We start from the raw sequence: 747 nt of genomic DNA, 5'->3' as shown, positions 1-747 counted from the left end.
ATTCTGTACAGACAGTTTCATATTTTTTTATAATTTGAGGTTCAAATTCTGAATTTCTATCACGGGGCACATATAAGTCTACATCTCCAAAAGAACTTCTTAAATTCTTGGTACTATATCTATTTCTATAATTTTTCTTTATACTCTGTTCATTTTTTGTGCGTTCATACTTATTTCTTCCTAAATACTTTTCCATTAGTTCTTGTTGGCTACTAGGGATAGCCTACTGCAAAACTATTTATGGAACAAAAGCTGCTTCGTAGACCGCCTTCGGCACTTTAATTAAAGTTATACACATATTTTTAAAATTATAATTTCCTAAAGAATAAAAAAAGAAAAGACATTAGTAACCTTGTCTACAACTGGTTCATTTGCAATATTAGTAGCAAGATTAGTTTGTTCTGCTTTAACTACTACTTCTTTAGGAGTACTCTTTTTCTTTACATTTGCAAGTTCTGATTTCATTGTATTAAGATCTTCTTGTCAAAACTTTTCCCTTTTTCTTAAAGCTTCAATAATTGGAGCTTCAACGCCGATTTTTTCAGCTGTATTTACAGCTTCTAATCTTCTAAACTCTTTAATATTATTACTTGTTAAAAAACAGAGAATTTGCTTATAATAAAAGCTATTCTAATGGTTATGAATTTGGTATAATAAAAATATTAAATAGATATGAGTATAGAGCAGTTTCAACTTTATATATATGTTTTAAAACTAAAAACAATGTTAATTCCGATTTTTTAGTAC

The 747-nt window shown here is 27.7% G+C and carries 1 protein-coding gene and 1 pseudogene; both read right to left on the bottom strand.

Annotated elements, in window-relative coordinates:
* Window positions 1-196, bottom strand: a pseudogene (locus GBZ86_RS16460) (transposase); the annotation flags it as partial.
* Window positions 197-318: 122 nt separating this feature from the next.
* The gene (locus GBZ86_RS17560) at window positions 319-465 is read right to left on the bottom strand and encodes a hypothetical protein (protein WP_170272317.1); all 147 of its coding nucleotides are present in this window, start codon (window positions 463-465) and stop codon (window positions 319-321) included.
* Window positions 466-747: the final 282 nt, after the last annotated feature.

The sequence above is a fragment of the Clostridium tarantellae genome (assembly GCF_009295725.1).
Classification (GTDB): Bacteria; Bacillota; Clostridia; order Clostridiales; family Clostridiaceae; genus Sarcina; species Sarcina tarantellae.
The sequence above is the reverse complement of the archived record's forward strand: the minus strand, read 5'-3'. Positions and strand labels throughout refer to the sequence as shown.

Bases quoted from the DNA above. Each gene is read 5' to 3' on its own strand.
- GBZ86_RS17560 (WP_170272317.1), bottom strand. From the start codon at position 465: ATGAAATCAGAACTTGCAAATGTAAAGAAAAAGAGTACTCCTAAAGAA.